Annotated in this window: 30 protein-coding genes and 2 pseudogenes; 27 read left to right on the forward strand and 5 right to left on the reverse strand. The window is 38.9% G+C overall.

All coding sequences use genetic code 11. The annotated features are described in order from the left end of the window. The first annotated feature begins 271 nt into the window (after window positions 1-271). From C805_RS12315 to C805_RS12330, 4 genes are all read left to right on the forward strand, one after another. Window positions 272-1,822 (forward strand): RumMC family radical SAM sactipeptide maturase, encoded by a 1,551-nt coding sequence (locus tag C805_RS12315; RefSeq protein WP_016214181.1) that lies wholly within the window; start codon window positions 272-274, stop codon window positions 1,820-1,822. Window positions 1,823-1,896: 74 nt separating this feature from the next. Continuing rightward, window positions 1,897-2,097 (forward strand): RumC family sactipeptide, encoded by a 201-nt coding sequence (locus C805_RS12320; protein WP_016214182.1) that lies wholly within the window; start codon window positions 1,897-1,899, stop codon window positions 2,095-2,097. 96 nt (window positions 2,098-2,193) lie between these two features. After that, the gene (locus tag C805_RS12325; protein WP_022751021.1) at window positions 2,194-3,372 is read left to right on the forward strand and encodes an insulinase family protein; all 1,179 of its coding nucleotides are present in this window, start codon (window positions 2,194-2,196) and stop codon (window positions 3,370-3,372) included. A 39-nt stretch (window positions 3,373-3,411) separates the two neighbouring features. After that, window positions 3,412-5,199 (forward strand): ABC transporter ATP-binding protein, encoded by a 1,788-nt coding sequence (locus C805_RS12330; RefSeq protein WP_016214184.1) that lies wholly within the window; start codon window positions 3,412-3,414, stop codon window positions 5,197-5,199. 106 nt (window positions 5,200-5,305) lie between these two features. Here C805_RS12330 and C805_RS12335 read toward each other — a convergent pair whose 3' ends face one another. After that, a complete protein-coding gene (locus C805_RS12335) occupies window positions 5,306-5,533 on the reverse strand; it encodes a helix-turn-helix domain-containing protein (RefSeq protein ID WP_016214185.1) in 228 nt (75 codons plus the stop codon). Between the two features lie 139 nt (window positions 5,534-5,672). On the opposite strand from C805_RS12335, the gene C805_RS12340 reads away from it, so the two are divergent. The 20 genes and pseudogenes from C805_RS12340 (at window position 5,673) to C805_RS12420 (ending at window position 20,449) form a co-directional block, all read left to right on the forward strand. Continuing rightward, a complete protein-coding gene (locus tag C805_RS12340) occupies window positions 5,673-5,915 on the forward strand; it encodes a hypothetical protein (RefSeq protein WP_016214186.1) in 243 nt (80 codons plus the stop codon). A gap of 263 nt (window positions 5,916-6,178) precedes the next feature. After that, window positions 6,179-6,859, forward strand: a complete 681-nt coding sequence (locus tag C805_RS12345; RefSeq protein ID WP_016214187.1) for a geobacillin-26 family protein — start codon at window positions 6,179-6,181, stop codon at window positions 6,857-6,859. A gap of 17 nt (window positions 6,860-6,876) precedes the next feature. Further along, window positions 6,877-7,542, forward strand: coding sequence for a hypothetical protein (locus C805_RS12350; RefSeq protein WP_016214188.1), 666 nt, complete (start codon window positions 6,877-6,879; stop codon window positions 7,540-7,542). A 16-nt stretch (window positions 7,543-7,558) separates the two neighbouring features. After that, the gene (locus C805_RS12355; protein ID WP_016214189.1) at window positions 7,559-7,759 is read left to right on the forward strand and encodes a hypothetical protein; all 201 of its coding nucleotides are present in this window, start codon (window positions 7,559-7,561) and stop codon (window positions 7,757-7,759) included. Window positions 7,760-8,575: 816 nt separating this feature from the next. Next, on the forward strand, window positions 8,576-9,004 hold the full coding sequence (locus C805_RS12360) for a hypothetical protein (RefSeq protein ID WP_016214190.1): 429 nt from the start codon (window positions 8,576-8,578) through the stop codon (window positions 9,002-9,004). Next, on the forward strand, window positions 9,004-9,372 hold the full coding sequence (locus tag C805_RS12365; protein WP_022751023.1) for a type II toxin-antitoxin system PemK/MazF family toxin: 369 nt from the start codon (window positions 9,004-9,006) through the stop codon (window positions 9,370-9,372). Before C805_RS12360 ends, C805_RS12365 begins: the two co-directional genes overlap by 1 nt. 16 nt (window positions 9,373-9,388) lie before the next feature. Beyond that, window positions 9,389-9,529, forward strand: a complete 141-nt coding sequence (locus C805_RS26670; RefSeq protein ID WP_016214192.1) for a hypothetical protein — start codon at window positions 9,389-9,391, stop codon at window positions 9,527-9,529. A 136-nt stretch (window positions 9,530-9,665) separates the two neighbouring features. Beyond that, window positions 9,666-10,064 carry a hypothetical protein gene (locus C805_RS12370; RefSeq protein ID WP_016214193.1) on the forward strand — a complete coding sequence of 133 codons (399 nt, stop codon included), beginning with the start codon at window positions 9,666-9,668 and terminating at the stop codon, window positions 10,062-10,064. A gap of 87 nt (window positions 10,065-10,151) precedes the next feature. Next, window positions 10,152-10,400, forward strand: a complete 249-nt coding sequence (locus C805_RS12375; protein WP_004055598.1) for a DUF6870 family protein — start codon at window positions 10,152-10,154, stop codon at window positions 10,398-10,400. Window positions 10,401-10,570: 170 nt separating this feature from the next. Further along, the gene (locus C805_RS12380; protein ID WP_016214194.1) at window positions 10,571-12,247 is read left to right on the forward strand and encodes a recombinase family protein; all 1,677 of its coding nucleotides are present in this window, start codon (window positions 10,571-10,573) and stop codon (window positions 12,245-12,247) included. Between the two features lies 1 nt (window position 12,248). Continuing rightward, window positions 12,249-13,949, forward strand: a complete 1,701-nt coding sequence (locus tag C805_RS12385) for a recombinase family protein (protein WP_016214195.1) — start codon at window positions 12,249-12,251, stop codon at window positions 13,947-13,949. Between the two features lies 1 nt (window position 13,950). After that, window positions 13,951-15,591, forward strand: a complete 1,641-nt coding sequence (locus C805_RS12390) for a recombinase family protein (protein WP_016214196.1) — start codon at window positions 13,951-13,953, stop codon at window positions 15,589-15,591. Between the two features lie 101 nt (window positions 15,592-15,692). Beyond that, window positions 15,693-16,313 (forward strand): annotated as a pseudogene (locus C805_RS12395) (site-specific integrase); the annotation flags it as partial. A 141-nt stretch (window positions 16,314-16,454) separates the two neighbouring features. Next, window positions 16,455-16,919 (forward strand): 8-oxo-dGTP diphosphatase, encoded by a 465-nt coding sequence (locus C805_RS12400; protein WP_016214198.1) that lies wholly within the window; start codon window positions 16,455-16,457, stop codon window positions 16,917-16,919. A gap of 784 nt (window positions 16,920-17,703) precedes the next feature. Then, entirely contained in the window at window positions 17,704-17,856 is a 153-nt protein-coding gene (locus C805_RS26315; RefSeq protein WP_016214199.1) for a hypothetical protein, read from the forward strand. A 144-nt stretch (window positions 17,857-18,000) separates the two neighbouring features. Further along, a complete protein-coding gene (locus C805_RS0104865; RefSeq protein ID WP_016214200.1) occupies window positions 18,001-18,636 on the forward strand; it encodes a hypothetical protein in 636 nt (211 codons plus the stop codon). A gap of 57 nt (window positions 18,637-18,693) precedes the next feature. After that, window positions 18,694-18,912, forward strand: a complete 219-nt coding sequence (locus C805_RS12405; protein ID WP_016214201.1) for a DUF3791 domain-containing protein — start codon at window positions 18,694-18,696, stop codon at window positions 18,910-18,912. 2 nt (window positions 18,913-18,914) lie between these two features. Beyond that, a complete protein-coding gene (locus C805_RS12410) occupies window positions 18,915-19,484 on the forward strand; it encodes a DUF3990 domain-containing protein (RefSeq protein WP_016214202.1) in 570 nt (189 codons plus the stop codon). Next, complete coding sequence (locus tag C805_RS12415; protein ID WP_016214203.1) at window positions 19,481-19,723, forward strand: hypothetical protein; 243 nt, start codon at window positions 19,481-19,483, stop codon at window positions 19,721-19,723. The genes C805_RS12410 and C805_RS12415 overlap by 4 nt, the downstream gene beginning before the upstream one ends. A 138-nt stretch (window positions 19,724-19,861) precedes the next feature. Further along, window positions 19,862-20,449: a class I SAM-dependent methyltransferase gene (locus C805_RS12420; RefSeq protein ID WP_016214204.1), complete on the forward strand. Its 588-nt coding sequence runs from the start codon at window positions 19,862-19,864 to the stop codon at window positions 20,447-20,449. A gap of 41 nt (window positions 20,450-20,490) precedes the next feature. On the opposite strand, the gene C805_RS12425 is transcribed toward C805_RS12420, so the two are convergent. Then, window positions 20,491-21,282 (reverse strand): alpha/beta fold hydrolase, encoded by a 792-nt coding sequence (locus C805_RS12425; RefSeq protein WP_016214205.1) that lies wholly within the window; start codon window positions 21,280-21,282, stop codon window positions 20,491-20,493. Continuing rightward, window positions 21,279-21,818, reverse strand: coding sequence for a PadR family transcriptional regulator (locus C805_RS12430; protein ID WP_016214206.1), 540 nt, complete (start codon window positions 21,816-21,818; stop codon window positions 21,279-21,281). Before C805_RS12430 ends, C805_RS12425 begins: the two co-directional genes overlap by 4 nt. 150 nt (window positions 21,819-21,968) lie before the next feature. On the opposite strand from C805_RS12430, the gene C805_RS12435 reads away from it, so the two are divergent. After that, window positions 21,969-22,556, forward strand: coding sequence for an HD domain-containing protein (locus tag C805_RS12435; RefSeq protein WP_016214207.1), 588 nt, complete (start codon window positions 21,969-21,971; stop codon window positions 22,554-22,556). A gap of 5 nt (window positions 22,557-22,561) precedes the next feature. Here C805_RS12435 and C805_RS27500 read toward each other — a convergent pair. Then, window positions 22,562-22,741, reverse strand: a pseudogene (locus C805_RS27500) (alpha/beta hydrolase); the annotation flags it as partial. Between the two features lie 12 nt (window positions 22,742-22,753). Then, window positions 22,754-23,209, reverse strand: coding sequence for an alpha/beta hydrolase family protein (locus tag C805_RS26320; RefSeq protein WP_242832663.1), 456 nt, complete (start codon window positions 23,207-23,209; stop codon window positions 22,754-22,756). On the opposite strand from C805_RS26320, the gene C805_RS12445 reads away from it, so the two are divergent. Both C805_RS12445 and C805_RS12450 read left to right on the forward strand, forming a co-directional pair. Further along, window positions 23,196-23,663, forward strand: a complete 468-nt coding sequence (locus C805_RS12445) for a TetR/AcrR family transcriptional regulator (protein WP_016214209.1) — start codon at window positions 23,196-23,198, stop codon at window positions 23,661-23,663. The two genes, C805_RS26320 and C805_RS12445, sit on opposite strands and share 14 nt — an antisense overlap. A gap of 78 nt (window positions 23,664-23,741) precedes the next feature. Then, window positions 23,742-24,104, forward strand: coding sequence for a VOC family protein (locus tag C805_RS12450; protein ID WP_016214210.1), 363 nt, complete (start codon window positions 23,742-23,744; stop codon window positions 24,102-24,104). Window positions 24,105-24,114 lie beyond the last annotated feature (10 nt).

Here is a 24,114-nt window from a genome sequence, read left to right on the forward strand (position 1 = left end):
ATTTACTTTCGGCCAAATGACGCAGAATGGATTTTTACTCTGCAAGGCGGCAGAATGAGGCGATGCGGTGGCTACGGCGATTGACGACAACGCAGTAGATGGAAATATTTATAAGGGGTTGAAGTCATTGTTATAATTCGATGTGGAATTTGGATTAATAAGTAAAGGGAAAAATGACATATACCTTCGGAATAATTACGAGCATCGAAAATGTTGTCAAATCTTGTATATAATAATCTCATCAAGTTCAGAAAGGGATGAGGTAAAGTAAATGGATAGAAATAATGACATTATCAGTAAATTTCATAAATTAGTTCCAGATGAAAATTACGGTCGGTTGGGTACTACATTTGAAACAGAAAGTCGAAAATATTTCTTTGATACAGGCACAGGAAAAGTGTTTGAATGTGATGAAGATGAATATAAAGTTCTGTCTTATCTTTTCAAATATAATAAGCTCGCATCTGAGACGGATCTGGATGATTTAGGAAAGAGTGTCTTTGAGGTATATGAGGGCATATTGGAACTTTCTGAAAAAGAGCATATTTTGCAGGCTCCAAAATATAAGGAATTTGTGCAAGTATCAGATGAAAGACTTAAAAACCTTGTGGGGCAGAATTTGCAGCAGGTGATTTTAGAATTAACCGAAAAGTGCAATTTGAGATGTAAATATTGTGTTTATCATGAATACAACCCGGCGTACAGAAATTTTGAAACTAGGGATATGGAATGGGATACGGCGAAAAGGGCAATAGATTATACTTGTTCCCATAGTGGAGAGAAAGTAGCTGTTACTTTTTATGGCGGTGAACCATTAGTGAAGTTTGAATTAATGAAAAAGTGTATAGAATATAGCCGTTCCATTATGGGCGATAGAGAATTATCATTTTCATTTTCTACAAACCTCACATTAATGACAAGAGAAATTGCTAAATATATAGCTTCTGTTGATGGGTGTAGTGTTTTATGCAGCTTGGATGGTCCAAAGGTTATTCATGATTCATACAGAGTCAAAGTAGATGGGACAGGTTCATTTGAACAAGCAATCAGAGGCTTGCGGTATTTAGTGGAAGAAATGGGTGAAGCTGCAAAAGAAAGGATTATTATAAACACGGTTGTTTGCCCGCCTTATTCTAAAGAAAAATTGGACATGATCCAAAAGTTTTTTGACGATTTAGATTGGTTGCCAAAAGAACTGGATAAAAAATGTGATTATGTTGAAGGCGGAACATTACGGGATGAGGATATTGCCGTTGACTTTTTAGATAAAAAAGACATAACTGATAGATATCAGACAAGGGAACTGGATTCAATAAAATCATGGGCATTGGACAATGTATTAAGTGGCAGCGATCAAAAAGGATATGCAGAAGGGCTTCACACATCTAATTTAGTAAAAATACATAATAGGACGCTGACGGATATTCCGCAGACAAGGTTATGGAGAAATGGATGTTGCATTCCCGGAAATCGAAGAATATATGTTCAGGTAGATGGAAATTTCCTTGTCTGTGAAAAAGTTGGAAATTCGCCAAGCATTGGAAATGTATTTACAGGGATAGATATTGATAGAGTAAAAAAGTTTTATTTGCAGGAGTATGATGAACAGTCTATTGATAAATGCAGTAACTGTTGGGCGGTAAATCTTTGCGGTATATGTTATGCTACATGCTATTGCGAAAATGGATTAGATATCTCTGTAAAAAATAATGCTTGCGATTATCATAGAGAACATGCAAAGGGAGAATTAATGGCATATTATCAACTTTTGGAGGAAAAGCCGGAAGTAATTGAGAAAATAAAAGATATTCCGATTATTTAAAGGTTTAAACACATCTGTGTTTAAATAAATAACAAGCATTTACTTAGTAAATGTGTGCTGAAGGAGGTGAGAATATGAAATTAGTTAATCCTATGGGAAGACAGGCGGAAACAGGTGCGAACTACGATGGGAATGTGGCTCGTGGAGGTTGTGTATGCTCAGGTACAGTTGAGATCGCCAATTCGCATGATCAGGGACCTTCTATCTGTAATCCGTACTGTGCTGGCGGTACTGTTAACCACAACGCCAATGAGGAGCTTGCTAAAAAGAAGTAACCGCACATGAGGGGTGCCATCTTGCTGATTTCAGTAGGATGGCATTTCCTTTATATATAAAAATAGAACAATCGGTATTTATTAATGGTGAATCCAATGAAAGAAATAGAAGAATTTATAATAAAGAATGATAGCAGATTTTATATCTATAATCTGGAAATGCTTAAGAATCAAGTCAGCATAGCATTAGTTATTAAGTGTGGCTCTATGAGGGAAAAAGAAGATCAAAGAGGATTCAGTCACTTATTGGAACACATGAATATTAGTTTTGATAAGTATTTTTATAATGGAAAAATAAAATGTTTGGGCTATACGGATTATTTTTATACATATTATTTATTTTGCACAGATAAATCATACCTTCCGGAGTGTATGGAGCGAGTAAATGAAATTATTTCTGGTATATACATTACAGATGAAATTATGAAAAAAATTAAACCAGATGTCATTGAAGAATACTATAAAATAATAATGGATGAAAGTAATAATGAATACAGGTATTTATTAGAAGGAACAGAATATTCAAAGCATCTTGCTATTGGAGATATTAATGTAATTAAGGAATGTCAATATAGTGAACTTGTAAAGTTTTATAAAAAATATTATATTTCCGGTAATATAGATATAATTTTCATGGGAAATAGAGAATTTGTTGAAGAATATGTTCCTCAAAATTGCAAACAAAGCAGACCAAGAGAGTTAATTTGTAGGCAGAAATATTGTATTCGAGATTTTGAATGGAAAAAGTTAGGAAACAAAAAAATAGTTAAAATATATTACCTAAAAAGATGCAGCAATAAAGACAAAAGAGAATTATTGTATGATGGCATCTTTCTGTCGTTAATAAAAAAAGTGATTTATGATGTTTATGGAGAAGAAAATATTGAGGTGGGAAAAATAGTTCTTTCAAATTTAGAAGAATTTATATACATAGATGCAAAAAAAATGTTATTAAGAAATTTTTCAGAAGTAAAAAAATTTTTGGAAAATATAGTTTTCATAGTAGATGAGAATTATATTATAAGTTTCATATCGGAATATAAAATGTCATATTTTAACATGTTAAGTGGCGGATATGGTATTAATACGGTTCATGAAATGAGACAATGCATTAATAGTTTGATTTTTGATGGTGAAATAATTGGAAGTAGAGAATTGATCAATATCATGCAACAAGGATTTGAAGATTTAGAAATAAGTAAAATAGCAGATATGGTTAGCAAATTGATAAATAATGATGAGAGTTTTTTCTTATATAAAATTATTGAACAATAATGCAAGTATTAAAGGTTAAGTAGCGGAATGGAGATTTATATGATAAAAAATATTAAAAATATGGTAGATGTCTTTATTAATGTTTTCAAACTTTTGTGGAAAAGTTCGAGATTTTATTTTATAGGTATGTTAATAGTTAATATTTTTTCTGGATTAACTTTGTCACTGAATATGATAATTTGGAAAAACATCATTAATACTATTCAGAAAGCATTTGAAACAGGTTCAACAAAATTAGCATTGTATTGGTTAATTGGATTTATGTTTTTAGAATTTTTTCAGAATATAATGGATGAGGCAAATCAATATTTTAAGAATATTTTAGCAAGTTGTACAAATAAGTATATAACGAAAGCAATCCTTGAAAAAACAAAAGAAATAAGCATGACTCATTATGCAGAGGCATCAATGCATGACAAAATAAAAAAGGCAAGTGAAGAATCTGTTGGAAGGACAATGAATTTGCTTTATTCTACAGGATTACTAATCAAAGGAATTAGCGTTTTTATATCTACAGCCATTATTTTGGTTAGATTCAATCCTCCAACTATGATTATATGCTTAGTTACAAGTATACCAATGCTATTAATTAGTATGAAAATTGCAATTAAGCAATTTGCAATATACAATGAAAGATTTGAAAATATTAGATTTATCGAATATATAAAGGCACTATTGACAAAGCATGAAAATGTTAAAGAAATAAAAATTTATGGTGTTACAGATTTTTTTATTGAGTACATAGATAAATTGTACAAAAGATATATACATGAAGATAAAAAAATACGAAAAAAATTTTCCTTTAACTCTATGGGTGCCAAATTTGCAGAAAATATAGTTGTTTACATTATCAAAGCAATGGTATGTATAAAAGTTATTATATTGAAAATCTCCATTGGTGATCTGACATTATACATTAGTGCAATTGATAATTTTAAAAGTGCAATAGCCAATATATTATCTGTTATAACGACTATATATGAAGATGGATTATATGTTAATAATTTTTTTGAACTGATTAGTCTGGAAGAAGAAAAAAGTTCCAAAAGAGAACTTTTCTTTAATGGAAAGTTTGAAAGAATTATATTTTCTAATGTATGGTTTAAGTATCCAGGAGCTAGTGATTATATTTTGAAAGGTGTTAATCTGGAAATAGAAAGTGGAAATACATATGCAATTGTCGGATTGAATGGTTCTGGGAAAACAACCATTCTAAAATTGTTATTACGTTTATATTTACCAAATAAAGGACATATTTATATTGATAATAAGGATATAGCAGATATGAACATAGAGAGTTATTATAAATATATTGCAGCAGTCTTTCAGGATTTTATCAAGTATCCTTTGTCTTTTAAACAGAATATAGGGCTTGGAGATGTCGAACGAATGGATATTGAAGAAGAAATTATTGATGCAGCAGAGAAAAGTGGAATATATGATTATATAAATAGTTTGCCAGCAGGGATTGATACAAAGTTGCAAATGGAATGGACGAATGCAACAGAGTTGTCATTAGGACAGTGGCAAAAACTGGCAATAAGCAGGGCATTTTTTAAAAAAGCGCAAATCCTGATTTTAGATGAACCTACAGCCTCGTTAGATCCAGTTGCAGAGTCTGATATTAGTTCTAAGATAAGGGAGCTTATTGGTGGAAAAACTTGCATTTTAATCGCACATAGATTTTCTACAGTCAAATTGGTAAATAGAATATATGTATTAAAAGCAGGTGCCATAGAAGAAAGCGGTTCTCATTCTGAACTAATGCTTAAAGGAGGAGAGTATTCAAAATTATATAGTATGCAGGCGCAGGGATATATTGATTGAGATTATTTTAACGTTATAAGAAATGGTTGTGGACAAGCTGTTATATATTTTTGTATTGATATTAGAAATACAGTCTGAAATAATATTAGATTTCAGACTGTGTTTTCTATTTTTCATCAGGGGGATTATATTCCAGTAGATCAGCAATGGAACAATTTAATGTCCTGCATATTCGTACTAGTACTTCCGTATCTAATCGTGTAATGGTATTATTGATATATCCATTTAGCTGAGAACGTTGAATTTCTGCTTTTTGACAGAATTTGTTTTTGCTTAAACCAGATTCTTTAAGTAGTTCGCCTAAGTGAATTTTGATACTTCCGTTTTGACTCAATATTGTACCTCCTGTCGAAAAGTGTCATAATAAGTAGACACAAACTGTTTGACTAGTTAAGTATACATTAGTTAAAATTGATATATCAGTTATAAGAAATTATAGATAAGAAGTTATAGTACCTGAAAGGAGAAAGAAAATGAGTGAGAGAACTGCTAAAGATGCAATTAAAAAAATTGCCAAAAGAGAAGGAAAAAGTGAAAGTGAAATAAGGCAGGAAATGGAGAAAGCTATTATGATAGGTTTTTTGAACAAGGGGACAAGAAATATGTGGGATAATCTGTTTGGAGTAGGGAAGTTGCCAAGCCCGGAGGAATTTATTACAGTATTATCAATGAACGTAGGAAAAAAGAAGAAGTGGGATAAAAAGGCGTATTTTTAAAAAACAGTTTGATTATTCAATGTGGTAAAATCGTTTGTGTCCGTTTTCTGCAATAAAGTGCCACTTTCTGCAACCTCTATTGTAAGTGAATTGATTGTTTGATATATTTGCCCTAGGGAGGTTAATATATGGTGCTGAATGTGTTGATAAATAGTTTGTGAGGTATAAGATTTTTCATTTGATAAGGAATAATTTATCTGCATTCAAATTTAAAAACCATAGGATTGAAGCGTATGACATTTCGTTTATAAGGAGGTTTTTATATGGGTAAAAAATTATTTTCAGTAATCTTATCAATAGTTTTATGCTTATCATTATCAATAAGTGCATTTGCTCAGGAAGCAGGAACAACAACAACATTTGCAATGGAGGGCAAAGAATATACATTATATGTTAGGGATAATGTAAGTGTTGTTACAGAAGTAGAAACTGGAGTTAGAGCGTCATTTGATAATTCAACATACATACTGACAATCTACGAGAATGCAGATGCACAGCCTATAGTAATACAATTGCCGAAAACTGCAACTTACGCATCTAATGCAACAAAGGATAATGAATATGCTTATTCTACGTCTATTAAGAGATACAACAATAAGCCATATACATTCTGGCAGATTCAAATACCGGACAACATCAAATACACATATGAAACTAATAACTCATCGGCTTTGATTGGTTTTCGAAATGCTGTGGATACTATAAAAAGTGGTGAAGACTCTATATCTTCTGCATGGGGAACTACAGTGCTTGCGCTGGTTTTGGGGGTTATTGCAGTCACTCCGGTTGGTGCTTTGGCAACAGCTATAGCAACTGTTTTAGCAGGTATTGTTGGTGCTGATGGAATTGCAGGTATTGTTGGCAATGCTAAAACAATTAAGACAGCAAAAGAAAGTGCTGATTCATACTTTCATCAGGTAGTGCCTGTTTCAATACCATATTAAAACGAGGAGAATAAAATATGAAAAAAAAGTTTTCAAAATTAATTTATGCTTCTATGTTAAGCATTTGTATGCTCGCATCTTCGCTGAATGTAATGGCGGCACCGGCTGAATGTGAGGTGGAAGATTATAAAGCATCTGAATATTCGGGAGAATTTGAGAGTGAAGAAAGTTACAAAGAGTATGATTTGAGTGAAATTCCAAATGCTAATGAAGTGGATGAAATTATTGATTTTCTTCAATTAGGTAACAAGGAATTTGTTCAACAATCATCTGTTTTGAATATTGAAGACATCATAGCAGATGCGGATATTTCTACTTTTAGCAGCGATGTTTCAGGTTCTTTTACATCAGCCACATTTGATACAGGAACTCCTGGTGTAACATGGTATTATGATGTTGATTATACTGTTTCCCCTCTGTCAAATGGAATTGGTTGGTACTTTAAGAGTGTAGATGTTACTTGTCATTATAAGAAAGGACTTTCATTATGGACATGGGCAAATACATGTAGCATTACTTGGAAAAAGGCAACCTATACTTTGTCACCATCTACAAAACCTACTTCGCTGACTGTAGACATTACTTTGGATTTTTCAATTACAACGAATGCTACAGGTACAAAGCCTGTAACATATTCAGAAAACCATTCGCACACAACTAAAGTAGAAAACATTCCTTTATAAAATATGAGGTGGCTTTATGGAGAAGATAAAAATAATATCAAAATTTACAGTGGTTTTTAGCGCATTAATCATGGTAATATCTTTTGGAATAGTAGTATTTAATGCCGATTACGGTATTCCATTAATCATTGGGGAAATTGGTGGTATTATTTTTATTATTTCAGCGATAATTATAGCTATTGATGCAATCACTCAAATGGTGAACAAAAAAGAATAGTAAATACCAGCTAACTTTGGAGCTTATAAGTTAGCTGGTATTTTTAAATTATGCTATGTATGTAATGTTATAAACAAATTATCGAAGTAGATGTTTAAAATCAATCTTATATGATATTCGTCATTGTAGCTTTCTCTTGGAAATAGTGAATAATGATTAAAAAAGATTCAGTTCTTATTTATGGAGGACTGATTTTTTCAATTTTCAAGGTGGTATATATCAGCTATAAATAGTGCAATCTGGCACTCTGAAAACAACTCCCTTTCAGTTATGATAGTTGCAGGCTTGAAAAAGCCAAAACAATTTTATAGGACACGCATACACCTGATTTTATTTTCGCCTTTTTATCCGTCTATGCTTGCATGGGGATAAAGGGGTGGCAGAATCCCATTTCGTGCGAAGATGTGCCTGCAATGGATAACATTGTTGCCCGTGAAGGTATGGAGCAGAGGGTTGTGCCTACTGGTATGGCAACCAGAGGTAATGAGATAGAACGGCACCGGAATTTCAGCGAAAGCATTTTTCGGGAGTGGCTGCCTGCGGACTCTGTCTGGTTGGGCAAGACAGAGGCGCAGTGTGGGATCGCCGTCCCAGTGTATGTTACCCGGTTCGGGGACAAGCGAGAGCCAGTCTGATATTTTCAGATTGAACAGAGGGGTAATGTGGCGGAAACGCCACGTTATCCTCTGATACAGGCGAGCCTTGCAGTTATCAGATAACAGCAGACAAGGCTTTCCTGTATGAGAGGATAATGCCGGCAAAAAACTTCTCTTTTGTTTCAGTCAATGAGAATAGAAGAAAGAACAGGTGATTATCATGTGCAGTAATGTGAAAAGTTTTGAGGTCGGCTTGCTTGTGCATCCGGCAGTCATGTTTATGAACTCCAACAAGTCAGAAAGCAATATCCGCCAGATCATTCAGCAGAACCGTCAGAAGTGCAGCTTGGCAGGGATAGCACTGATGAATGAAACCATCGTCAATAAGGGACCGAACAGGGATATTGACCGTGATGCGGTAAATATGCTGATTAACCATCTGATTACCGGGCAGTATGATACGGTTGTCGTGGAAAACATGGATGATATAACAGCGGACGAGTCCGATCTGGAAGAATTTATGTATGATGCTGCAAACATTGGTGTCGGATTTTTTGAGCTTTCTACCATGCAGTACCATATGTACGATACAACAAAGTGTCCTGCCGACAGGGAAAGACCGATATGGGGAGGGAGTAAGTGCTGTTGATGAAGATAAGGAGAGGCGACATTCTGTATGTCGATTTGGGCATACAGTATCAGGGAAGTACGCAGGGCGGTATGCGCCCTGTGGTGGTGGTCAGTAACAATATGGCAAACAGGCACAGCACAGTCTTAACGGTAGTTCCGCTGTCTACAAAGATATATAAAAAACGGAATCTGCCCACGCATGTATTCATATCGTTGTATAAGACGGAGGGGCTGGATCAGCACAGCATCGCATTATGCGAACAGGTAACAGCGCTGAACTTTGACCGTATCATAGAATACATGGGAAAGGTCGATGAAGAAACGCTCGGCAGGATCACGGAGGGCGTACAGGTGCAGGTAGGCGTGTTTGACAGATACAACAAATAGGGAAAAGGTGGTAAATATGATTAAGGTAAGACATTTTGCAGCAGCAGGCGTGTTTTTGGCTTTATCGGTACTTGCCGTTTCAGGACTGGCTGTTTCCGCAAAGAGAAAGACATACGGACGTATGCGCTGGAACGATAACGATGACAGAAGATGGTAAATTTAAGAAACAGGGTAAATCATTACAAAGCCGGGCAGATGTCCGGCTGTTTACATATTTGTCCGTTTTGGGGCAGCGTATGTCATTCAGATAAATTGCTGGATGGAGGATTGCAGGACGAAAGGAGCATGTAAAGATGGGCTTTACAAAATTGGAACTGGTTCAGTTCTTTGACGGGCTGACAGAGCTTGTCAGTGAGGAAAACAGGGGAAAAGCCAGAGTCCAGATACGGAAATTTTTACTTGAATTTGAAAAGAGTTACCAGTATGAGGATGCAGTAACGCAGAGGAATGTGCCGTACATTCCGCCTTACTACATACCCGCAATGCCGCAGGCTGTACAGGAGGAAATCAGGGAAAAGCTGTCTGCAAAGCTGACAGGGCAGGGGGAAAATGCCACTGAACGGATAGAACAGTTCATGCGTTCACAGATCTATGACCTGAAAGGACTGATTGACATTAAGGAGTATGTGGCGTGGGTAGACAAAGAGATATACAGGAATTTCCAAAAAAGGCTTGAAGCAAGCAGGGAATAGGGAACCTTCCATGACCGGATGCGTCCGGTTTTTACATAGCCGTCCGCATAACAGCAGGTGGCAATTTTTTTCATGGAGGTTTGTTGAATGACAGCAGAAGATCATAGAAAGTTTCTTGAGATGGATTTTTCAGACGCAAAACTGGAGGAACTGGCTGATATAGGGAAAATCCGCATAGACAGGAAGAAAAGCGTGGAGGAAAAAAAGCGCCAGTATCTCAATCAGGTAAAAAATCCTTATCTGGTTAAGGTGGGGGACACAATGGTAAAGATACGGTTTGCCAATAACGGCGTGTCATTTGAGGATGCGTTTGAAAACCTCTTACTGATGGCGTAGAAAAAATAAAAAAAGTCGTGGAAAATCCTATGAAAGTGTGTTATGATGTAATCCAGAGAAAGGGCAGGCTGCAAGGAAACTGTGAGAAAGGCTCCTTGCAGCCCGGCTTGGACATATCTATATTACTGGGATTTGTTCCGACTTAAAAATCATTTAAGGAGGAACAGGTTATGGGTAATATCCAGAAAATCAGAAAAATATTTCATGCAGCTATTTATGTGAGGCTGTCAAAAGAGGATGGCGATGTTGCGGATGCAGGCAAAAAGGAAAGCAACAGCATATCCAATCAGAAATCCCTTATCAGAGATTTTTTAAGAGACAAGGAAGATATTGAAATCGTGTCGGAGCGGGTGGACGACGGGTATTCCGGTTCCAATTTTGAGCGTCCCCAGTTTAAGTTGATGATGGAAGATATAAAAAGGGGCATTGTTGACTGTGTGGTAGTAAAGGACTTATCCCGTTTTGGACGTGAGTATATTGATTCGGGCAAGTATATCGAAAGGCTGTTCCCGGCTCTTGGAGTGCGCTTTATTGCAGTGAATGACCATATAGACAGCCTTGAGGACGGACGTGACGACATCGTGGTTCCGTTCAAGAACCTGATGAATGATGCGTACTGCCGTGACATTTCCATAAAGATCAGGAGCCATCTGGAAGTCAAAAGAAAAAATGGCGATTACATAGGGGCATTTACCCCGTATGGTTATTTAAAGGATGAACAGGATAAGAACAGGCTTGTGCCGGATACCTATGCGGCAGGGATTGTAAAAGAAATCTTCCGCATGAAGCTCGGCGGCATGAGCCAGACTGCCATTGCAGATTACCTAAATGACCATGACGTATTATCCCCTATGGAATATAAGCACAGTCTTGGAATCCGCATACAGGACAATTTCAAGACACATGAACAGGCGGAATGGAGCGCCATGTCCGTCCGAAGAATCCTTGAAAATGAGGTCTACAAAGGGACGCTGGTGCAGGGAAAGCACACCACGCCGAACCACAAGGTAAAAAAGCTGGTGGATAAGCCGGAAGAAGAATGGGTGCGCATTGAGAAAAACCATACACCCATTATCGGGGAAAGGGACTTTGCACTTGTACAGAAACTGCTTGGCATGGATACACGCACGTCCCCTTATGAGACAGAGGTATATGTGCTGTCAGGGATTGCAGTGTGCGGGGACTGCGGTGCGCCCATGATCAAGAGGGATGTCCCGGCAGGCGGAAAGGTATACTCCTATTATATCTGTTCACGGAACAATGCAACAAAGGAGTGCAGCACACACCGTATTCCGAGGGAAAAACTGGAGTCCCTTGTGCTTGGGGTATTGCAGGCGCATATCCAGAACATTCTTGACATGAAGCGTATCCTTGCATATGTCGATACGGTGCCTTTTCAGGAGCTTGACATTCAGGAACTTGAAAACCGCAGGGAGGCAAAGGAGCAGGAAATACAGCGCTGCAAGGAAATGAGGAACCTCCTTTATGAAGATTTGAAGGAAGGGGTTGTATCAAAAGAGGACTATGCGGAACTGTATGAGGGATACAATGCAAAACGGAGAAAAGCGGAAGAGGCAGTGCGGGCAATCCAGCGTGAGATCAGGGACATTCTGGAATCAAAGACGGAAAAGTACCAGTGGCTTGATTATTTCACGGAACACCAGAACATAGACCGACTGACAAGGACGGCGGTTGTGGAGCTGGTTGACAGGGTAAAGGTTTTTGACAAGAAGCATATCGAGGTAGTGTTCCAGTTTGATGACTGTTACCAGTCCATGATGAAACAGATAGAAACAACGGGATGCGCTGTTTCCGTGGAGACGGCAGGAAGGAAGGAGGTCGTATAGCATGGCAAGGAAATCAAGGAAAACGGATTTTGTAAATGCAGGGACGACAGCCGCCGATGCTGCCAGTGTGAAAGCGGAGCATGAAGCAGAGGCAAAGCGTCCGGTTTACAGGGCAGGGCTGTATGCACGTCTTTCGTTTGAGAGTGGCGCAAACAGGGAGCGCAATACGATTGAGACACAGATGGAGTTTTTAAAGAAGTTTGTTGACCAGACCACGGACATTGTGGTGGAAAAGGAATACTTCGACATTTCAAAAACAGGAACGGACTTTGAGCGGTCAGGATTTGACGAGATGATGCAGGACGTCCGCAGCAGCCGTATCAACTGTATCATAGTAAAAGACCTGTCAAGGCTTGGCAGGAATTACGTTGAGGCAGGAAACTACATTGAAAGGGTGTTCCCGTTTTTTGAGGTGCGGTTTATTGCAGTTACGGACGGGTACGACTCCGAACAGGGGGAAGCCGGGCTTGCGGTCTGCATGTCAAACATCTTTAATGAGTATTATTCAAGGGATCTTGGGAAAAAAATCAAGGCGGCAGCCCGGAGCAACTGGGCAAAGGGAAGATGCGTGGCAGGCAACCTTGCCTACGGTCTGAAAAGGAACCCGGCTGACAGGTATCAGATCATCCATGACGAAGAAACAGCCCCTAATGTGGTGCGTATGTTTGAGATGTTCCTTGACGGTGCGACGTATGCAGAGATAGCGGCAGCGTTTAACAGGGAAGGGCTGCTGAATCCGAGGGCTTACAAACGGTTCAAGAGTACAGGACAGATACCGGACACATTTGACATCAGGTGGCAGACAAACAGCATCCCTAAATTTCTCAGCAACCGTTATTATGCGGGGGACAGCGTGCATGGGCAGCACACCAACGATTCCTTCAGGGAAAAACACCAGCAGAGGGAGCCGGAGGAAAACTGGATCATTGTTGAGAACACGCATGAGCCGATAGTGTCAAAAGAAATTTTTGAGAAGGCACAGCAGGAAATGGAAAGGCGGAAGGCAGCGCATAAAGCCGCAAAGTCTCCGGGGAAATACAGTGTGTCAGACCGTAATTTCTTCGGGAAAAAGATAGTCTGTGCAGACTGCGGAAAGACCATGTACCTTCAGCGGAGCGGGACAGACAAGGCAGCTTTCAACTGCGGCACACATTTTTTAAAGAAAAAGTGCTTTTCACACAGGATTTATGATACGGATGTTTATGAAAAAGTGCTGAAACTGATCCATACGCACATGAATGTGTACCTTGACAAAGTGGCAATGATACGGAGGCTGAACGCAAGGCAGGAAAGCATTGAAAGGTATGATGTCATCGGAAAGGAAATACGCAAGTGCCATAAGGAGCTGGACAGTCTTGCAGCGAATAAGGAAAGGCTCTATGAGGACTATGTGAGCCATATCATTGATGCGGAGCAGTATGAAGCCTTTAAGGAACAGGACGGGGTAAAGGAAAGGAGCCTGCAGGCGAGGATTGTGGAACTATCCGAATACAGGGCGGGATATTCCATAAACTTCCAGACCGATAAGGAATGGGAGAAAGTGATTGACACCTACCGTGACAAGCGGAAACTGACAAAGAAGATGGTGGACGCCTTTGTGGAGAAGATAGAAGTCGGGGCAGACCGCAGACTTACCGTTCACCTGTATTATGATGACATGCTGGAAAAGCTGGCTGCTTATGCAAAGGAAAGGGAGGCATGAAATGGGAAATAGAAAAGCAATCGCAATGTATATCCGCCTCTCTGACGAGGACGGGAACGTGGACGGCTGTGCAAAGACGGAGAGCAACAGCATAACCGCACAGCGTAACCTGATTGAATCCTATATCAGAAGCAGGGAAGAATTCAAGGGCTGTCCGGTCATGGAATATGTGGACGACGGATGGAGCGGCACCAATTTCCAAAGACCGCAGTTTAAAATGATGATGGAAGATGCCAGGCAGGGCAGTTTCAGTATCATTATCGTAAAGGATTTTTCAAGGTTTGGGCGTGACCATCTGGAAGTCGGGAATTTCCTTGAAAGGATACTGCCCGTATTGCAGATACGTTTTATCTCCGTAAATGACAGCTTTGACAGCATGGAGTGCCGTGGAATGACAGGCGGCATGAGCGTTGCACTGAAAAATATACTCAATTCCATGTACAGCAGGGACCTGTCCGTAAAAGTGAGGACGGCGATGGATACGAGGGCGGCAAGAGGGGAATATGTGTCATCTTTTGCCGCATACGGATACTGCAAGAACCCGGAGGACAAACACCAGCTTGTGCCTGATCCGGAGGCGGCGGAGATTGTAAGGCTCATATTCACAATGGCAGCGGAGGGTAAGACAAAATCAGAGATTACCCGCTACCTGAATGAGAACCATGTCACGACACCCATAGAGCATATCAGGAAAAACGGCGTGAACAAAACGGCATACCACGAAAAAGGCATCAAGCTGTGGACCACCACAAGCATCGGGGACATGCTCAAGAATGAGGTTTATCTTGGAAAAACCATATGGAATAAAACCAGCCGCCCGCACGTCGGCGCCAGACGGAAGATAAAAAATGACCGTTCGGAATGGCAGATTGTGGAGGGGACACATGAACCTCTCGTGTCACAGGAACTGTTTGACAGGGCAAACGAAAAGGCATTTACGCATATTCCAAAGAAAATCGTAAAAAGCAGGAAACCTTCCCCTTTGCTGTTCTGTCCATACTGTGACAGATACATGAGTTTCGGGGGCGGCAGACACCTGAATTACCGCTGCTCGCAGGCAAGCAAGACCGGAATAAAGGAATGTGCGGAAAGCAAAATCAACCGTGAGCTTTTGGAAAATCTCATTCTTACCTGTACGAAGGAAATGGCAAATCTCCTGTCGGCAGACATGGAACGCAGGAAAAAGCAGTGGTCGGAAAGCCAGAGGTTAGCGGACGAAGCAGAGACGCTCCAAAACGAGAAGGCAAGACTTTCCGCAAGGAAGTTTACCATCTATGATGATTACCGCAGCGGGAACAGCAGCAGGGAGAAATATTTGCATGACCTTGAACAGATACGGGTACGGCTTGCAGAGATTGAAACACTGATCCCCGGCTTGGAACAGCAGATAAAAGAAGCGGATAAGAAAATGGAAGGCGTGAACGAGACAGAGAACAATCTTGCGGACATAGTGGCGTTACAGTCTTTTGACAAGGAAATATTGTCAAAGGTCATTGAAAGGGTATACGTCTATGGAGCGGACAGGGTAGAGATTATCTGGAAAACAGACGACATTTTCTTTTCAGATGAAATGCCGGAGAAACGGAAAGTAATCAATCCGGCAGAAATGCCGCTGATGAATGAAACACCAGCAGGGGCATAGCAGAGCAGGAAAGTAACAGGCAGTTGGAAAGCATCACGAAAGGTCAGGCTTTTGGTGGTGCTTTTCCTTTGCAGAAAAAGAATATTTTTTTTAGTTTTTACTTGACAAAAGCAGAGGTCTGTGGTCTGACTTGGCAGGACATCAACCTTGAAGAACAATATCTGACAGTACGCCGCAGTATGCGTTACAACGGGGCAAGGCATAAAACAGAAATAGGGGCAACGAAGCGTAAAAAAATTCGCACCGTGGACTTTTGCGATACGCTTGCCGCAATCCTGAAAGCTGCGAAAACAGAACAGCACAAAAACCGTTTCCGATACGGGGAACTGTACAGCCTTAATTACTATTTGGAGGTCAAAGAAAAAGACCGCACCTATTATGAGGTTTACAGTCTGCCGAGGTCGGAGGAAGTCCCAGAGGGGTACAAGGAACTATCCTTTGTCTGCCTTAGACCTGACGGGGCATTTGAAGCACCGAGTACGGTGGGAATTATGTGCAGGACAGCGAGAAAAAAGGTGGAGGGATTGGAGGATTTTCACTTCCATATGCTCAGACACACTTATACAAGCTATCTGCTTTCAAACGGTGCAGCACCTAAAGATGTGCAGGAACTTCTCGGACACGCTGATGTCAGTACCACAATGAACATTTACGCTCACGCTACAAGGGAAGCAAAGCGTACTTCCGCAAGGTTGCTGGATAAGGTAATCGGCGGAGAATAAAAATTTCCCTTGTTTCGGCTCATAAGGGCAAAAACAAGGGAAAATACATAAGGTTTGAACATTTAACAGGCGATATTCCTTGAAAATACAGGGTTTACAGAGGAGTGAATAGATAAACCGGAATTTAGAGAGGTAATCGTAATGGAACGTACAGAGAAAGTTGAATTGACCGCTTCATGTCTTATTTATAAAGACGATAAAATTTTATTACAGGATAGAGTAAAAAATGATTGGAAAGGATTTACTCTTCCGGGTGGACATATTGAAATCGGGGAGTCAATAGTTGATGCTATAATACGTGAAATGAAAGAAGAAACAGGCTTGACAGTTGTGAATCCTAAATTGTGCGGAGTTAAGCAGTTCCCAATAAAAGATGGCAAATATGAAAATGGCAGATATCTTGTTTTCCTGTTTAAAACAAACGAATTTTATAGAGATGTCGTATCATCTGAAGAGGGAAGTATGCATTGGATTCGTAAGGAAGAGTTGGAAAACGTTAATTTAGTAAGCGATTTTAATGAATTGCTCAATGTAATGCCTGATGATAATTTGAGTGAATTTCAATATATTGTTGAAAATGATGTATGGAAGATTATAAAAAGGTAGCGATTAACAACTTCCGGTTTGCGGTGCAGGGAAATTCGTTCAAGTCCCATCTTCCGCATTTTATCTTGGTAAATTCAGAATTTACCAGGTTTTTTTCTTTTTACAACTCTCTGGCCATTCCTTTTTTACTCGCAGGATTGCTTTAAAGATTTCCAGGGAGCAGGAATTGTTTTAAAATTTTTTCAAATAGAATATCCACGATAACTCAGATGTTATGTTACTTTTATTTTATACCTTTGCATTTATATATTTCTTAATTGTAAGACACCATACTCCTGTCTGTGAATCAGTTTTTTCATTTCTGTTTTGCCAGAACTTTTGTATTTCATTCATACATAAAGGCGAGGTATATGAGCGTAACTATTGTATATATGAGGTGTAAAAAGAATTTGAGTTTGATTTTAAAAAGCGCTGAATTGTGTAAAAATCATAATTTTGTATTAGTGGGATTGGGTTGAAAATTTTGTTCGTTTTGAAAAGACATCTTCTTAATAAATATGCCTGAATAAGTTATTTGCCATTGTCTGTGTCAGGGTTCAAGACTGGAATAGCAAGCACTGGATACATTTATATGCACCCTCGAAAATCTCTTTTTTCTTAAATGGGATTTTGAACTTTTTTGTTAAGGAAGAACTACAATATTCTATAATCTTATGCAATGTCCAATAGAATGGAAGTATAAAGAGATGATTTGGAGAACTGCAATTTCTAACGATTAATTCAGAGATGCGATTGAATTTGTTCTGTAAAAGGAATATAATAAAATTGTATTTGGAGGGGGATTATGGACTATTTAACTTTTGAAGAAATTGCGCAAAAAGGGGATATATCAACACGTCTCATAACTACTCTTTGTAAAGACGGAAGAATAGACGGGGCGGTTCAAAATAGCGGTATATGGCTGAACCTGATACTGCAAAAAAACCGGAAAACATGAAGCGTGGAAGAAAAGCGGGAAAATAAGCGGAATGTTTAATCATAGGAGGCTCTTATTCTCCGATGCTTGCTCAGGGGTAGTTGATTTTAACATTATCAGTTGTGGAAAAATATTTTTAGAGAAATTTATATCAGGGGAAGAATTGTGAGTATACATAGAACAACATTTAAAATTACTTGTTTGGTTGCGGTATTATCTTTAGGCGTATCGTTTTGCTTATGTACAGCCGGAACAGAATACGAAGAATGGTTTGAAAGTATTTCAACTGGTGTTTTTTCAAGCGCAGTATTGCTTATGTTTTCTTCGTTGATTGGATATTGTATAGAGGAAAAGAGGAATTGTAATGAGTATTATTGGAATTTAATAAAATTAAGAAGCAAAGCGTTGGTATTGTCAACAATACCGCAAAAAAATAATACTGGCAATAGCTATTATGAAGCGGTTATGGCGGTCAATGAATTATTGGCAGGTTTTTTTGCAACTTTTGACCGAAATTTTATTTTTAAGAGAAGAAAAAAGATACAGAAGATTTTAGAGATTCATTATGCGTTGTATATATATAAAAATTTATCGTTGGATGCAGAATTATATATTAGGCAATATATGAATGATATTGAAGATGAGAATGGGGAAAAACTATATAGTAAAGATAAATTGCATAAAGATATAAAAGATTTTTGTGTTCAAACTGACAACTTTCTTGGTGAGGGGAAACCGTTTGTAGTGTATTTAGATAATAAAATTAGGGAATTTCAAATGTTGACAAGTTCATCTAAATGAACTTGTATATAGTCGATGCCGCATTGGGGGATATTAGCGCAGCAGGGAGATGTTGCTATGAGCAGAGAGGAAAATGTTTTAAATATGCAGATAACTATTGCAAATACTATGAAGCAGGAATGGAATATTGATTTTTGCGAAGTCAGTGAACTTTTAGATAAATATGATTTGCTGCCATATATTGATACTTGTTATGAAACATATAATTCCATGGGAATATACGGAATTCTGCAGGATTTGAAATCGTATATGAATGCGATTGAAGGGGTGGTCTGACGATGAAAGATTTATTCCATGGAACAACATATGATATTAACGAGATTGATGTGACACAGGGGAAAGGTTACAAAGATTTTGGAAAAGGATTTTATGCTACTGCGATAAAAAGTCATGCAGAAAATATAGCAAAAAGAAACAAGCGGATATTTGAAGCAAGGGAGGCAAAGATACGGCAGAGAAATCCCGGATATAAAGTAAGAGCATATAAGGCGTATCGATATAATTTAGAATTTGATGATAACTGCGTTCATACCCCAGGGAATTTAAAAATAAAGGTATTTTATCAGTCAGACAGAGAATGGGTGCGGTTTATCCTGAAAAACAGAAGCTCTGATATTAGTCTGCATGATTATGATATCGTAATTGGAACAACAGCAGATGAAAATACGGTTACAATTATTAATTTTTATAAAGAAGAACTGCTGGCAACTAATTATGCGGAAAAAGTATTGGAGACGCTGATAAATGAGCTGGAACCTGAAAATTTACCCAAACAGTATTTTTTTGGAACAAATGTTGCAACAGAAAAACTTTGTTTTAAGAAAAACAGAAGGGAGATTGTAGGATGAAAGCAACGAGTGTCAACATTAATAAATCAATACAGGCTATTTCTGTTTATTTAGTGCACCGTATAAGTCAGGAGGAACACTGCATGGAAGAAGAGGCGTTAAAAAGGCTTCTAAAGACAATGACATATGAATTATTACAGGATAGAGAGTCTGGTTTGTATGCCGAATCTCCAGAGTGTGTATGGAGTATGCTTCAGGATGAAAAAATTGGCAATAAAGAGCCGTGGATCAAAGAATAGGTAAATAAGTTGCTGGTTACAATTTGGGTACACTGGCTTTGAAACCATATAAATGGGCAATAAAAGCATATCAAAATGATACGCTTTTATAAGATAAAAAGCAATGTAAAATAAGACTTGCAACGAACAGGAAAAAGAATGAGATTAAATGAAAAATATATGCAGGATTTAAAGCAATGGCTTCATGATACATCGGATTCTCCACTGGAGGAAATGTCTGAATTTTTTACAAAGCGATTGGACGTTTATGAGGAACATATGTCTGCCTGGGAAAAATCTTATCAGATGTTTTCAGAAGTTTTGCCTTCTGATTGCCAAAAAATTTTAGACCTGGGATGTGGAACGGGGTTGGAACTGGATAAAATCAGATATGATTTTGGATACGAAAAATGGGACGCTGTAATTTCCTTTCAAAGCCTGCATCATTTTCTGCCGGAACGCAAAAAGGAACTGTACCGGAAAATCTGTAATGGTCTGAAACCAGGTGGCATTTTCCTTCTGGGAGATTACATTGCCTGCTGTGAGGAGGAAGAGGAATTATTGCGTAGTGTATATTTAAAACGGAGAAAGCAGTTTGCAATATCAGAAAACAGTTTCGTCCACTTTGATATTCCGCTGACCCTGGAGCATGAAAGGGAATTGCTGCAAAATGCAGGATTTGTGCCAGGAAAAGTCCTGGACAATCCTGACGGCGCAACAATTATTTTGTCTGAAAAAGAAGACTGATTTATGGATGAGTTCTAAATGCACAGGGGCTGCATGTGGATTTACTGACCGGCATCTTTCCAGAATTCCTCCATTGTTTTATTAAATTCCTGGGGCGCATCCATATTAACACAGTGTCCCGCATTTTCAAAAAGAACCACGGTACAATGAGGTTCTCTGTTTTTCCATGCCTTTATTGCCTCTAATTCCATTGGAATATCAAATTTTCCGCATCCGATTAACAAAGGATAATTCCTTTGTCCGGTTTTATACCTGTTTACCATATTATGAAGGGTTGCCAGATACATAAATGATTTTTTTGGAAAAAGTATATTCATAGCATAAAATTCATTTTGAGCCTGTGAAGTATATGCGGAAATTTTCCTGTTTGCTTTTGCAAACCATTTAACCGAAAAAAGTGCTTTCAGCATCATCAGTTTCTGCCTGGCACTGTTTTCATTTTTCATTTTTTTATCAAAATTGTTAATGTCATATCCTCCGAAGCAGGCCAGTGAGCTTACGGCATGTGGATAATGATTGGCAAAATCCTGTGCTAAAACTGCGCCCAGTGAAACGCCCACAATATGCACTTTATCAATGTTTTCAGTTTTTAAGATGTCTGATATCCATTCTGGCATCCTGTCAATCGTGTCGCCTTTTTGGGTATCCGTTGACTGTCCGTGGCCAATGACGTCAATAGCCAGAATATTATATTTATTCTCAAAATACGCAAACTGTGCTTTGAACATATTGTGATTGACAAAGGCGGCGTGGATAAAAAGGATCCATTCGGCCTGCCCGGTTCTGCTGACAAAATATGTAATTGGTGAATTGGCTGATTTTACCGGCTTCATTGTTTTTCATTCCTCATTTCATCAAGAAGTTTTTGATACCATTCGATATTGAATTTCATAAAATCTTTACCGTACTGAGCTGCGGCAAACTGATAACGAAGAATATCCCTGTGTTTATCCAAAACACTGACATGTTCTGCTTCTTTGCAGATGGCGTTCAGCACATCATACTGTTCTTCCAGGTGTGAGATATATTCCTGTAATCTTGTCTCACGGTTTTCTTTTTCTGAAAAACCCATAAAATATAATTTTGCCAGCTCAGGATTTTTGCTGCTCTGTATTCTCATTGGCGTGGAGAGCCACTCAGTAAATTTCTGTTTTCCACTGTCTGTTATGGAATAAATCTTTTTGTATTTTCCATTTTCAACAGCCTCTTCATACTGAATATATCCGCAGCGGAGCAGTTTTTTTACAGCAGCCTGTATGCTTCCCATGCTGCTGCTGTACATCATATGAAGGCCTTTCTCTATTCGTTCATGCAACTGATAAATGGTTCTGCTGCTCAATAGCAGGAGTCCCAGTATGATATGATCCATATAGTCCTCCAATATTACTATTAGTAATATTTCTATTATATTCCCTTTTCCTGATTAAGTCAATAAATAACAGAGCGGGCAGGGCTTCCTGGTTGACATTCCGTATCTTTTGTCATATGATAGCCACAGAAGAAACGGAGAGGTACTGACATGGAAGAACGTATAAAAAAGCAGATAGCATTTGTTCTGGAAATAGATAAAGTAAAAAATATATTCAGGCAGACTCATTTGTCATCACATGGAAGAAATGAAAATGATGCGGAACATTCATGGCATCTGGCAGTTATGGCGTATCTGCTGAAAGAATATGCCAATGAAGAGGTGGATATTGCAAAAGTAATGTTGATGTGTCTGATTCACGATATTGTTGAAATTGATGCAGGAGATACCTATGCATATGATACGGAAGGCCTGAAAACCCAAAAAGCCAGAGAGGACGCCGCCAAAGAGCGGATATTCTCACTTCTTCCCGAAGAACAGAGAGCAGAATTTACAGCATTATTTGATGAGTTCGAGGCATGTGAAACTGCTGAATCGAAATTTGCCCATGCCATGGACAACCTTCAGCCGCTGTTACTGAATAACAGCAACAACGGCAGTGACTGGCGGGAGCATAATGTTACTGCAGCACAGGTTTATAAGAGGCAGAGTAAGACAAAAACAGGGTCAGAGAAACTGTTTGAGGTGACAGACAGAATCATCCGGGAGAATATCCGGAAAGGCAATCTGACCGAATAGGGCAGTCATTCTACAGGCATGTAAGTATCAGGATATTCCAGTATTTTCCGCATATACGCTCCGTACACTTTATTGTCGTTTTGCAGGCCATGACCTGAATGTTCGAATATGTAAAAGTCATGGGGAACCTGGTTGTCTTCAAGGGCTTTCAGAAGCCTCCGGGAGCCTTCATATGGCTGGACTTTATCATGTTTCCCCTATGCCGCCAGTGTGGGAACACTGTTTTCATTTATCCAGAGCAGAGCGGAAATATCCCTGATTTCCTCCTCATATTCAGGGGTGCTGAATTCTGCTTTGAGTTCTTTGCCTGCCATTGTCCCGAACATTTCCCTGGCAGCAGCGTCGCTTTCCTCGCTTCGCCTGTCAAACCCATAGCATTTCCAGTCTTCCGGATAAAAGGAGGATGGGCCTGCCGCTCCAAAGACCATTTTCACAGGTACAGGCGAGGTTTTGGCATCACGATAAGCATACAGCAGAGCCAGACAGCAGCCTGCTGAACCGCCTGAAATGGCCATTTCGTCAATATGATATCCCAGTTTTTCCGCTTCTGCAATTACATGGGGAATACTTTCTCTGATTTCCATGGATTGAGTACAGACACTTTCATCAGGGTGCTCTTCACTGGCCAGGGTATAATTGATGCCTGCGGTCACTTTCCTGACACTGCTGAAGGTTAAGAGAATTGAGGATATTTCCATCAGTGAATTATGCGTCAGTGCGGGGATTGGACGGGCTTCTTTTTACCGTAATTTTAACAGTAAGGAAGATATTCTGAGAGGGTATATCAATCAGTTGTTTTACGGGTGGAAAAGCGGCTGGGAGCAAAATGGCAATATGCCGTTTAGCTTAGTTATTGGCATGATATTTGAACATTTTGAACAGAACAGAGAGTTTTATCAGCTTCTGAACGAACGCCATCTGATCTATCTGTTAAAGGATGTCATTCTGGATATTATGGTATTAAAGCCGGATTTGCCTGGAGGAGAGGCTTATGCGAAAGCATTTGTGGCATATAGTCTGTATGGCTGGACAGAGGTATGGTTTCAGAGGGGCATGCAGGAATCTCCGGAAGAAATGAAACAGCTGTTCCAAAGCCAGGGACTGTGAAAACCCGACCAGGGAATTATAACACGGATTACCGGTAATATGGTTGGTATGCAATCGTAATTCAGGAGGTAAAGGAGAATGAAATTAAAGAATATTTTAATTGTCGTGAAAGATATTGAAAAATCAAAACAGTTTTATCATGATCTGTTTGGCCTTGATGTGATACTTGACAATGACGGCAATATGATTCTGACGGAAGGACTTGTACTCCAGGATGAGAAAATCTGGAAGGAATTTCTGGGAAAAGATATTATTACGGAAAACAATTCCTGCGAACTGTATTTTGAAGAACCGGATATAGAAGGATTTACGGAAAAACTGGAACGGCTGTATCCTTCCATCCGATATGTAAACAGGCTTATGGCCCACAGCTGGGGACAAAAAGTGATACGTTTTTATGATCCGGACGGTAATCTGATTGAAGTAGGAACGCCAATGTAAAGAAAAGGCT

Origin of the sequence: Eubacterium sp. 14-2 (genome assembly GCF_000403845.2) — a bacterium.
In the GTDB taxonomy this organism is placed as follows: Bacteria; Bacillota; Clostridia; order Lachnospirales; family Lachnospiraceae; genus Petralouisia.

What these genes read in the sequence shown, in the direction of transcription:
- C805_RS12315 (WP_016214181.1), top strand. Translation starts at nt 272, where the DNA reads ATGGATAGAAATAATGACATTATCAGTAAATTTCATAAATTAGTTCCA.
- C805_RS12320 (WP_016214182.1), top strand. Translation starts at nt 1,897, where the DNA reads ATGAAATTAGTTAATCCTATGGGAAGACAGGCGGAAACAGGTGCGAAC.
- C805_RS12325 (WP_022751021.1), top strand. Translation starts at nt 2,194, where the DNA reads ATGAAAGAAATAGAAGAATTTATAATAAAGAATGATAGCAGATTTTAT.
- C805_RS12330 (WP_016214184.1), top strand. Translation starts at nt 3,412, where the DNA reads ATGATAAAAAATATTAAAAATATGGTAGATGTCTTTATTAATGTTTTC.
- C805_RS12340 (WP_016214186.1), top strand. Translation starts at nt 5,673, where the DNA reads ATGAGTGAGAGAACTGCTAAAGATGCAATTAAAAAAATTGCCAAAAGA.
- C805_RS12345 (WP_016214187.1), top strand. Translation starts at nt 6,179, where the DNA reads ATGGGTAAAAAATTATTTTCAGTAATCTTATCAATAGTTTTATGCTTA.
- C805_RS12350 (WP_016214188.1), top strand. Translation starts at nt 6,877, where the DNA reads ATGAAAAAAAAGTTTTCAAAATTAATTTATGCTTCTATGTTAAGCATT.
- C805_RS12355 (WP_016214189.1), top strand. Translation starts at nt 7,559, where the DNA reads ATGGAGAAGATAAAAATAATATCAAAATTTACAGTGGTTTTTAGCGCA.
- C805_RS12360 (WP_016214190.1), top strand. Translation starts at nt 8,576, where the DNA reads ATGTGCAGTAATGTGAAAAGTTTTGAGGTCGGCTTGCTTGTGCATCCG.
- C805_RS12365 (WP_022751023.1), top strand. Translation starts at nt 9,004, where the DNA reads ATGAAGATAAGGAGAGGCGACATTCTGTATGTCGATTTGGGCATACAG.
- C805_RS26670 (WP_016214192.1), top strand. Translation starts at nt 9,389, where the DNA reads ATGATTAAGGTAAGACATTTTGCAGCAGCAGGCGTGTTTTTGGCTTTA.
- C805_RS12370 (WP_016214193.1), top strand. Translation starts at nt 9,666, where the DNA reads ATGGGCTTTACAAAATTGGAACTGGTTCAGTTCTTTGACGGGCTGACA.
- C805_RS12375 (WP_004055598.1), top strand. Translation starts at nt 10,152, where the DNA reads ATGACAGCAGAAGATCATAGAAAGTTTCTTGAGATGGATTTTTCAGAC.
- C805_RS12380 (WP_016214194.1), top strand. Translation starts at nt 10,571, where the DNA reads ATGGGTAATATCCAGAAAATCAGAAAAATATTTCATGCAGCTATTTAT.
- C805_RS12385 (WP_016214195.1), top strand. Translation starts at nt 12,249, where the DNA reads ATGGCAAGGAAATCAAGGAAAACGGATTTTGTAAATGCAGGGACGACA.
- C805_RS12390 (WP_016214196.1), top strand. Translation starts at nt 13,951, where the DNA reads ATGGGAAATAGAAAAGCAATCGCAATGTATATCCGCCTCTCTGACGAG.
- C805_RS12400 (WP_016214198.1), top strand. Translation starts at nt 16,455, where the DNA reads ATGGAACGTACAGAGAAAGTTGAATTGACCGCTTCATGTCTTATTTAT.
- C805_RS26315 (WP_016214199.1), top strand. Translation starts at nt 17,704, where the DNA reads ATGGACTATTTAACTTTTGAAGAAATTGCGCAAAAAGGGGATATATCA.
- C805_RS12405 (WP_016214201.1), top strand. Translation starts at nt 18,694, where the DNA reads ATGAGCAGAGAGGAAAATGTTTTAAATATGCAGATAACTATTGCAAAT.
- C805_RS12410 (WP_016214202.1), top strand. Translation starts at nt 18,915, where the DNA reads ATGAAAGATTTATTCCATGGAACAACATATGATATTAACGAGATTGAT.
- C805_RS12415 (WP_016214203.1), top strand. Translation starts at nt 19,481, where the DNA reads ATGAAAGCAACGAGTGTCAACATTAATAAATCAATACAGGCTATTTCT.
- C805_RS12420 (WP_016214204.1), top strand. Translation starts at nt 19,862, where the DNA reads ATGAGATTAAATGAAAAATATATGCAGGATTTAAAGCAATGGCTTCAT.
- C805_RS12425 (WP_016214205.1), bottom strand. Translation starts at nt 21,282, where the DNA reads ATGAAGCCGGTAAAATCAGCCAATTCACCAATTACATATTTTGTCAGC.
- C805_RS12430 (WP_016214206.1), bottom strand. Translation starts at nt 21,818, where the DNA reads ATGGATCATATCATACTGGGACTCCTGCTATTGAGCAGCAGAACCATT.
- C805_RS12435 (WP_016214207.1), top strand. Translation starts at nt 21,969, where the DNA reads ATGGAAGAACGTATAAAAAAGCAGATAGCATTTGTTCTGGAAATAGAT.
- C805_RS12445 (WP_016214209.1), top strand. Translation starts at nt 23,196, where the DNA reads ATGCCTGCGGTCACTTTCCTGACACTGCTGAAGGTTAAGAGAATTGAG.
- C805_RS12450 (WP_016214210.1), top strand. Translation starts at nt 23,742, where the DNA reads ATGAAATTAAAGAATATTTTAATTGTCGTGAAAGATATTGAAAAATCA.